Source organism: Lelliottia sp. RWM.1 (assembly GCF_016859735.1).
Lineage (GTDB): Bacteria > Pseudomonadota > Gammaproteobacteria > Enterobacterales > Enterobacteriaceae > Enterobacter.
In genome coordinates this window covers 76688-85516 of record NZ_WLVC01000018.1, presented here as the reverse complement: position 1 = coordinate 85516, position 8829 = coordinate 76688, and the positions used below count along the sequence as shown (strand labels likewise).

9 protein-coding genes are annotated in these 8829 nt (G+C 51.7%); 3 read left to right on the top strand and 6 right to left on the bottom strand.

The genetic code is table 11. The annotated features are described in order from the left end of the window. Positions 1-172: 172 nt before the first annotated feature. From mdtJ to GF617_RS14575, 3 genes are all read left to right on the top strand, one after another. Entirely contained in the window at positions 173-535 is a 363-nt protein-coding gene (gene mdtJ / locus GF617_RS14585; protein ID WP_181623371.1) for a multidrug/spermidine efflux SMR transporter subunit MdtJ, read from the top strand. After that, positions 522-851, top strand: coding sequence for a multidrug/spermidine efflux SMR transporter subunit MdtI (mdtI, locus tag GF617_RS14580; RefSeq protein WP_181623372.1), 330 nt, complete (start codon positions 522-524; stop codon positions 849-851). Before mdtJ ends, mdtI begins: the two co-directional genes overlap by 14 nt. Before the next feature lie 84 nt (positions 852-935). Beyond that, a complete protein-coding gene (locus GF617_RS14575) occupies positions 936-3098 on the top strand; it encodes a bifunctional diguanylate cyclase/phosphodiesterase (RefSeq protein WP_181623373.1) in 2163 nt (720 codons plus the stop codon). A gap of 1 nt (position 3099) precedes the next feature. Here the strand turns inward: GF617_RS14575 and GF617_RS14570 are convergent, their stop codons facing one another. The 6 genes from GF617_RS14570 to GF617_RS14545 all read right to left on the bottom strand — a co-directional run bounded on the left by GF617_RS14570 (position 3100) and on the right by GF617_RS14545 (position 8724). Further along, complete coding sequence (locus GF617_RS14570; protein ID WP_181623374.1) at positions 3100-3921, bottom strand: serine protease; 822 nt, start codon at positions 3919-3921, stop codon at positions 3100-3102. Between the two features lie 276 nt (positions 3922-4197). Then, positions 4198-4662 carry an acid resistance repetitive basic protein Asr gene (gene asr / locus GF617_RS14565; protein ID WP_181623375.1) on the bottom strand — a complete coding sequence of 155 codons (465 nt, stop codon included), beginning with the start codon at positions 4660-4662 and terminating at the stop codon, positions 4198-4200. Between the two features lie 177 nt (positions 4663-4839). Beyond that, on the bottom strand, positions 4840-5379 hold the full coding sequence (locus GF617_RS14560) for a thioredoxin fold domain-containing protein (protein WP_375290351.1): 540 nt from the start codon (positions 5377-5379) through the stop codon (positions 4840-4842). Between the two features lie 172 nt (positions 5380-5551). Further along, complete coding sequence (locus tag GF617_RS14555; protein ID WP_181623377.1) at positions 5552-7039, bottom strand: carboxypeptidase M32; 1488 nt, start codon at positions 7037-7039, stop codon at positions 5552-5554. A gap of 182 nt (positions 7040-7221) precedes the next feature. Continuing rightward, on the bottom strand, positions 7222-7416 hold the full coding sequence (locus tag GF617_RS27525; RefSeq protein WP_375290349.1) for a DUF1493 family protein: 195 nt from the start codon (positions 7414-7416) through the stop codon (positions 7222-7224). A gap of 54 nt (positions 7417-7470) precedes the next feature. After that, positions 7471-8724, bottom strand: coding sequence for an MFS transporter (locus GF617_RS14545; protein ID WP_181623379.1), 1254 nt, complete (start codon positions 8722-8724; stop codon positions 7471-7473). Between the last annotated feature and the right edge of the window lie 105 nt (positions 8725-8829).

The window sequence follows — 8829 nt, the reverse complement described above, 5'->3', positions numbered from 1 at the left end:
CTCATGATGTCCCTCTGGGATGCGCTCCGGATGAATATGATGATCTCATATCAGGAACTTGTTCGCACCTTCCCTAGCGCCATGCGTCTGGCTATCTGATCGTATTTCATATTTTTGGGTTTGCTGCATACAGCGAGCCTCGATGGATTATATTCTCAAGCAGGAGAAGAACATGTTTTATTGGGTATTATTAGCGTTGGCTATCGTGGCTGAAATTACGGGTACGCTTTCAATGAAATGGGCCAGTGTCAGCGACGGCAATACTGGCTTTATTTTAATGTTGGTGATGATCTCACTCTCCTATATTTTCCTGTCCTTTGCGGTAAAAAAAATCGCCCTGGGTGTCGCTTATGCGTTATGGGAAGGTATCGGTATTTTATTGATCACACTCTTCAGCGTACTGTTATTTGATGAAACGTTATCGACCATGAAGATTGCCGGTCTGACAACGCTGGTTGCGGGTATCGTGCTGATTAAATCGGGCACGCGTAAGCCAGTAAAACAGCAGAAGGAGCAGGCTCATGCAGCAGTTTGAGTGGGTACACGCTGCCTGGTTGGCATTTGCTATCGTGCTGGAAATTGTGGCAAACGTATTTTTGAAGTTTTCTGATGGTTTCCGGCGGAAATTCTACGGCCTTATGTCCATTGCTGCCGTACTGGGCGCATTCAGTGCATTGTCACAGGCGGTAAAAGGCATCGACCTTTCGGTCGCGTATGCGTTGTGGGGCGGTTTTGGTATTGCCGCCACCCTGGCCGCAGGCTGGATCCTGTTTGGCCAACGATTAAATAACAAAGGCTGGGTCGGCTTATTGTTGTTGCTGGCAGGAATGATCATGATAAAACTTGCCTGATGTGAGCGCTGCCTGCATTTGCGGGCAGCGAAATTTGCTACCTGTATTACTCTTAGAAAAGAAGAACTTTGAAGAGGGTGGCGAATGTATTACACATTAAGCTGGCGTAATATTCCTACGGCAAAAACCCTGTTTGTCATGATATTTATGGCCGGGATCGGCTTAATCGTTTCGGTTGTCGCACTGCTTTATCTTTCGCTTCATCTTATCAGCACCAAAACCAATGAAATTGATGAGCACCGCTCCGCGCTCTCGGTTCAGGGTGCTATCCAGACTTCCGTAAACCGCGTCTCGTCACTGGTTATCGATAATGCCGTCTGGGATGACGCCGTTCGGGAGGTTTACAAACCCGATATCAACACCGAATGGTTGTATAACACATGGGGAGCGGGTTTTAAGATCAATAATCTCTACGATGGCACATTTGTACTGGATCAACATTTCAACGTGCTGTGGGGCTCGTTCCGGAGCAAACCCTTTACCGAAAAAAGTCTCGATTTTTTTGGCAATGGCCTGAAAGCGTTGATCAGCCAGCACACCCGCGCGTTACCCAGCGATAAGACTATCTATGCCGGGATCACCAGAACCCGCAATGGTGTGGCGTTCATTGGCATTGGGCTTGTTCGGCCAATGGTCGGGCCTCTGAAGGTCAATGATGATACACGTCGATATCTGGTGATTACACGTCATCTCAACCCCCAGATACTCTCCGATCTGGGTGCGACGTTTCAAATCGATAATCTGAACTATACCCCGGACAAAATTAACGATACGAGCATGCCGCTTCGAAGTTCAGCGGGAGAGTTACTGGGTTACCTGAACTGGCAAGCGCGTCTGCCTGGCGCACAGGCAGCTCATGCGGCATCGTCAGAAATTACACAGATCGTCATTCTGGCGGCAGCCCTGATCTTACTGTTTATTCTGCTGAGCAGCGTTGGGTTGTACAAGCTTGCGAGAGGAGAAAGTCAGGCCCGGCTGGTGGCAAGAACCGACTGGCTAAGCCACCTGCCAAACCGACGTGCGCTGATTGAGTCCCTGGATAAGGTGAGCTTGCGCGGAGATATTGATGTTAAAAGCGTGGTCTTTATCGATCTTGATGGTTTTAAAGATGTGAATGATATCTATGGTCACAGCGTTGGTGATGATTTGATCATCGCCATTGCCAAAACGCTGCGCGAGCGGGTTCCGCCAGGAGGGATGCTGGCGCGTATGGGGGGAGATGAGTTTGCGATGACCATTGGAGGCGATCGTGCTGAAGCGCTGGCCGCGGCTTTTGCCGGGTCGGTGCTTGATTTTCTCAATACGCCCATTCGTCTGGGCGATCGCACGATTCATATTGGAGCCAGTATCGGCATTGCCAGCGGAACCCTGATTGAATGCACCAGCTCTGAATTGTTCCGCCGGGCAGATATCGCGATGTATCACTCCAAAATTACCGGAAAAGGGCGTATAACCCATTATGACGCCGAGCTGAACAGCGCGCGTGAATGGCAACTGGCGATAGAAAATCAGATCCGCAATGGACTTGAACGCAATGAGTTTGACGTCTGGTATCAGCCCATCATTGATGCACGTAGCCAGAAAATGACCAGCGTAGAAGCCCTTGTCCGCTGGCCGCGTCGCCCGGCAGGCGAACTTGGGCCAGATACCTTTATTTCCATTGCCGAGACAAGCGGTTTGATCTACAAGCTCGGGCAATTCGTCCTGCATCGCGCGTGTCAGGATCTAGAGCCTTTCAACGATCTGAAACTGTCAGTGAATATCTCCCCGGCGCAATTCCGCGATCCCGAATTTGAAGATAAGGTCGCAAAAGTACTGGAGATGACCCGTTTCCCCGCTAAACGCCTGCAACTGGAAGTAACAGAAACCTATGTACTGGAAAATCCGGAACGCGCAAGGACGGCAATCGTCAATCTTAAAGCGTTAGGCACAGCAGTGGCACTGGACGACTTTGGCACGGGGTATTCGAGCATTGGCTATTTGCGGCGCTTTAACTTTGACACCATCAAAATAGACAAATCGCTGGCTGGGCTCGTGGATAACGATGAGCAGGCGGCAGCACTGGTGAGTGGAACCGTGCGGATCGCGAATGCACTGGGCATGGCGGTTGTGGCTGAAGGGGTGGAAAACGAAAAACAGATGAAATTGCTCAGGCTGGCTGGCTGCGATCAGTTGCAGGGCTTCTGGTTCAGCCAGCCGATGCCTATCGAGGCAATTATCGAATTACGTCAGGTAAGACAGTGCTGAGTTATTGTTGCGCCAACGCTTCCAGCCTGTCGCGAAAACCGGTCACGGACAATGCGCGGTTATCTGCACGCCATCTGTCTTTGGCGGCGGGGGCTGAACTCTGCACACCAATCAACTGCCAGCCGCTGTCGGTTTTTAACATCAGTGGCGAGCCACTGTCACCGGGGAGCGTATCGCACTGGTGCGATAACACACTGTTTTGTGCCCAGCCCGTAACAACACAGTCGTTGTGCGTGTAGAGCGTGTCAAGATGATCCACCGGGTAGCCTGACTGCGTCACTTTTCGATCGGCTGTTTTCAGTGCGGCCGTCAGCGCGGCTTTATCGCCGTCAAACAAGGGCAGTGGTGTAATACCTGACGGCGGATAACGCAATACGATCAGACCAAAATCCCACGATGCAGCAGCCGGTGGGACAATCCAGCCGTCGCCATCGGGTTTTAAACGTTTACCCAGTGACGGGTCTACGCGGCCTTCAATACCGTGGATTTCATAACGCCATACCCCTTTTTGCGATACAAAACGTAACGCGATGGCTTTATCCGGTTTGCCATTTGGCGGCGTTAACAAACAGTGGCCTGCCGTAAGTGCCAGTTGGGGGGTAATTAAGGTCGCTGTGCATAAGTTGCCGCTGGCGGTTTCCAGTTGCCCGATGGCATCCCAGGGTGGCTGAGTAGGATCGGAGACACGCGTCCGGTCGTCATGACCGAAAAACAACGTTTTTACATCTTTGGCGGAAAGGGTGTCATCACCGCTATCGTCCGCATGTGAAACGCCAGAAAAGAGAGCAACCGTTCCCATTAACAACACAACAGATTTACGCATATCACACTCTGGTGGGGTAATTATGATTATTAAAAGTGAACCCTGTGAAAATACTATAGACGGGACAGCGTTAAAGTGGGAGTAAAATCAGCGTGCTACATTCAGGAAAGATAAAAGTGGCTTGCGATGAGCGCGCACAAAATAAGTAATATAAGGATGAGCTCAAACCGATAGCGTCGCAGCATACGCCCTCCGGATAAAAAAACGGCGCTGATCCTTTTCCGGTTCAGCGCCGGTTTACTAACGTGCCCCGAAGGGCACGGTTATGCATGTATCTTATGCAGCTGGCTGTGCAGCTGGTTTAGCAGCTTCGTGTTTCACTGCTTTTTTGTGGTGTTTTTTAGCAGCCTGAGCTTTCTGAGCTACAGCGGGTTTAGTCGCTTTTTTGTGGTGCTTTTTAGCCGCCTGAGCTTTCTGCTCTACAGCAGGTTTAGCCGCTTTTTTGTGATGCTTTTTAGCCGCCTGAGCTTTCTGCTCTACAGCGGGTTTAGCGGCTTTTTTGTGGTGCTTTTTAGCCGCCTGAGCTTTCTGCTCAGTTGGTGCTGCGGTTGCTGGAGCAGCGGCTTCTTTTTTCACTGCTGCTTTATGATGTTTCTTATGGTGAACCGCTTTTGCTGGCGCAGCGGTAGTGGTTGCAGCTGGCGCAGCAGCAGGTGTTGCGGTCGCGGTAGTTTCAGCAGCGAATGCAGCGGAAGACAGACCCATAGCAGCGGCAACAACCAGAGCTAATACTTTATTCATTCTCATACCCTCGAATTTGGTTTTTCATTTAACCCCACTGCGGGGCCGTTGAAATAACTATATCCCTGTAAATCCGGGGTTTCCGTGAGTGATTGGTATCGGCGTGTAACGGAATGTACAAAGGCGGTGGGACAGCATACGAACGGGCTATTACAGGCACGCCCGTATGCCAGACAGTTACTTCTTCAGTGACGCGAGTATGTGTTCCGGAGACTGACTGCCCACAATCGTCCGCGATGATGGCTCAATGACAACCATAACGGGAGTTACCGTAATGCCGAGCCTGTCTGCAAGGGCTGATTGCCGCGTGACCAGGTCGGAACAGGCCGGAGTTGTGTCATTATCAGGTAAAAATCCCGCCATCGCACTTTGCAGGCTTTTCACCTTATCCGCAGAACACCAGACTCTGCCCATATCTTCAATCACCGAATCGCGAATAGCGCCGGGCGCGACGGTCAGAAACGACATCGTCAGGCCTGCATCTGTGTACTGCTTAACATTTTTCACTACGTCACTGCAGTAGCCGCACTGGTTATCAATAAAGACCAGAAGCTTGTACTTTTCAGCGGGAGCCTGAAACGTTATGGGGTGGAGATCAGACAGAGAGCGGGTGATATCGTCATACGCTTCTTTCGGTGTGTTATCCGTGACAGGGGGCTGCGTTGCGAATGAACTCAAACTCATCGTACACAGTATTGCCGACGCAATGGTCTTCATCATGCCTTTCATCATTCATCCCTTTATCTATTTTTAATGTCTGGTCTGTTAGCTACATATTGTGTGACCAGGGCATTACTTAATACATAAAGTGGCTGATAACGATATGTGCGAAATCATTTTCTGACTGACTAACGTGTGAAACCGCCGGAGCTTGCCCCGGCGGTATTTATTACAGATAACGTGACGTCAGGTGTTCACGGAAATAGCGGATATTGAGATCTTCACCCGTGGCCTGGGTGATCAGCTGTGAGGTCGTGAAGCGGCTGCCATGCTGCCAGATGTTCTGGCGCAGCCAGTCAAACAAGGCAGAGAAGTCACCGCCAGCAATAGATGCGTGTAAGCCTGGCAGCGCGGTTTTCGCCGCATGGAAAAGCTGTGCGGCATACATTGCACCCAGCGTGTACGACGGGAAGTATCCAAAGCCGCCGTCGGTCCAGTGGATATCCTGCATGCAGCCGTTGCGGTAGTTATCTTTAGTGGACAACCCGAGCCAGGCCTGCATTTTCTCATCCCACAAGGCCGGAATATCCTCCACCTCGATTTCGCCATTAATCAGCGAACGCTCAATCTCATAGCGCAGCACAACATGTGCCGGATAGCTTACCTCATCGGCATCGACGCGGATGTAACCCGGCTTCACGCGCTGGTTCCAGGCGATAAAATTCTCTTCGCTAAACGCCGCCTGGCTACCGAAACGGGCATGAACGGCAGGCAACAGGTGTTTTAGGAACGCGTTGCTGCGGCCCAGTTGCATCTCAAAGAACAAACTCTGGGATTCGTGGATCGCCGTTGAACGTGCCTGGGCGACAGGTTGCCCGGCCCAGGCTTTCGGCAGATTTTGCTCATAGCGGGCGTGACCTGTTTCATGAATCACGCCAAACAGAGCACTCAGCAGTTCGTCCTCATCGTAACGCGTGGTAATTCGTACATCTTCCGGTACGCCGCCACAGAACGGATGCGCACTGACATCCAGGCGACCAGCATTAAAATCGAAGCCAAGCATTTTCATTGCTTCCAGTCCCAGCTCGCGCTGAATGGCGGTTGGGAAGGGACCTTGCGGTGGCACGAAGGCGTGCTGAGACTGTTTTTCTACCACGTTCGCAAGCAGATCCGGTAGCCAGGATTTCATGTCGCCAAACAGCACATCAAGGCGATCGCTGGTCATATCCGGTTCAAAAATATCCAGCAGCGCGTCATAAGGCGAGCAGCCTTTGGCTTCGGCGCGCAAGCGGGCCTCTTCCCGGCTGTGTTTGACCACCTCTTTCAGGTTGGTGGAAAATCCTTGCCAGTCATTCGCAGGACGTTGTGTACGCCAGGCGTGCTCGCACTTGCTGCCCGCCAGAGATTTTGCTTCCACCAGCGATTCGGGCAGCAAAGACGCTTGCTGATAATGGCGCGTCATTTCCCGCAGATTAGCCTGTTCAAGATCATTCAGATCTTCGCTTTCAGCGGCTGCCAGCCATTCACCCACTTTTTTATCGGTCAGGATCTGGTGCTGTAATACGCTCATTTCAGCCAGTGCTTCACCGCGCGCGGCACTGCCGCCTGGCGGCATCATGGTGAACATATCCCAACTGGCGATGGAAGAGAGATGTGAGAAGCGGGAGAGACGCTGGAAGGTGCGGGTGAGTGCCTGATAAGAAGCGTTTTTCTGCATAGTTCTTGTTCTCGTTAGGTTGGATGTGCTCCCGGAGTGTAACGTGATTTAGGGTGGATTAATGCACTTTTGATGCACTGGCTAATTTCTGATGAGGGCGTGGAAGACGACGGGAGAGAAGGGAGTCGACCATTAGCTGAAGAGGGATGTGACACAAGGGAGGAATAATTGCCCCTGATCTGTCAGCCATATAAACATTGGCCCACTTTTGCAGATTCGATAATTATGGCAACGATCAACGGTTTTATTGCTGGCTCTGGTGAAGGTCTCTTTTGCCAGAAGGGGGATTCAGACTCAATGGAGTTTCTGCCATCAAAGTGCGAACATTTGAGACGAAAATGTGTGAACCAATCCGACAAAAAGTCATCTGCATCCAGATATGAAAAAGCCCCGTACTTTTCTCATTGCTACGGGGCCAGAATAACGTGTCGCTATTTTAAGCGTCGATGAAGACTTCTCCCAACCAGCAACGCCGCGCACAGCATCAGTGCAATGAATCCCCCGACACCGTTCCAGCCATAGTTATGCCAGAAAACGCCGCCGAGTGTCCCGGCGATACTTGAACCCAGGTAATAACTGAACAAATACAGGGATGAGGCCTGGCCTTTAGCACGACGTGCGCGTGGGCCGATCCAGCTACTGGCAACCGAATGGGCGGCGAAAAAGCCTGCGGAGAACAGCAACATTCCGGCAAAAATAAGCCACAGGGATGAGAAAAGTGTCATCAGCAAACCAACCAGCATGACGCCCGTCGACACCAGCATGACCGGCCCACGGCCAAAGCGTGCAGTCATGGCCCCGGCTTTTGGCGAACTCCAGGTCCCGGTGAGATAGGCGACAGAAAGCAGGCCGACAAAAGCCTGGCTCAGATGCCACGGAGAGAGCATCAGACGATAGCCAATGTAGTTAAACAGCGTCACAAAAGAGCCCATCAGCAGGAAGCCCGCCAGGAACAGCAGCGGCAGCCCTTTGTCACGCCAGTGCAGTCGAAAATTGATAAACAAGGTTTTCGGGCGCAGGGACGTGGGACGAAAGTGGCGGGATTCAGGGAGGATCCTCCAGAACATCAACGCAGAGGCGAGGGCGAAACAGCCAATCACCGCCAGCGCTATTCGCCAGTTGAAGATGTCGGTAAACACACCGCTTAAGAGACGCCCGCTCATGCCGCCGATGGAGTTCCCGCTGATGTACAACCCCATCGAGAAGGCGACAAAGCTGGGGTGGATCTCTTCGCTGAGGTAGGTCATCCCAACGGCGGCCACGCCGCTGAGTGATAACCCGATCAATGCGCGCATGATCAGGATGCCGTGCCAACTGGTCATCATGGTGGAGAGTAATGTACAGACAGACGCCAGCATAAGTGCGGTGACCATCACCTGTTTGCGACCAATCGCATCGGAGAGCGGCCCGGTAAACAACAAACCGACCGCCAGCATCCCGGTGGAAATGGAAAGTGAAATACTGCTGCTCGCAGGCGATACACCAAACTCATGAGATAAAACAGGCAGAATAGGCTGAACGCAATACAGCAGGGCAAACGTTGCCAGCCCGGCGGAGAAGAGCGCCAGCGTGACGCGCATAAATGGGGGAGTACCACGTTTAATGAACTGAACTGGCTGAGATCTTGCGGGTAAAACATCAATATCGCTTGCCGGAGCGGTATCGATGGTAGTTGTACGACTCACACTGATTCCTTGCTTAAACATCCCCGTGATTTCGGGTGACGGGTATGACCACGAGATTAGGGTAGGAAAATGTAAATATTCTGTCTAATATATTAATAATCTCAA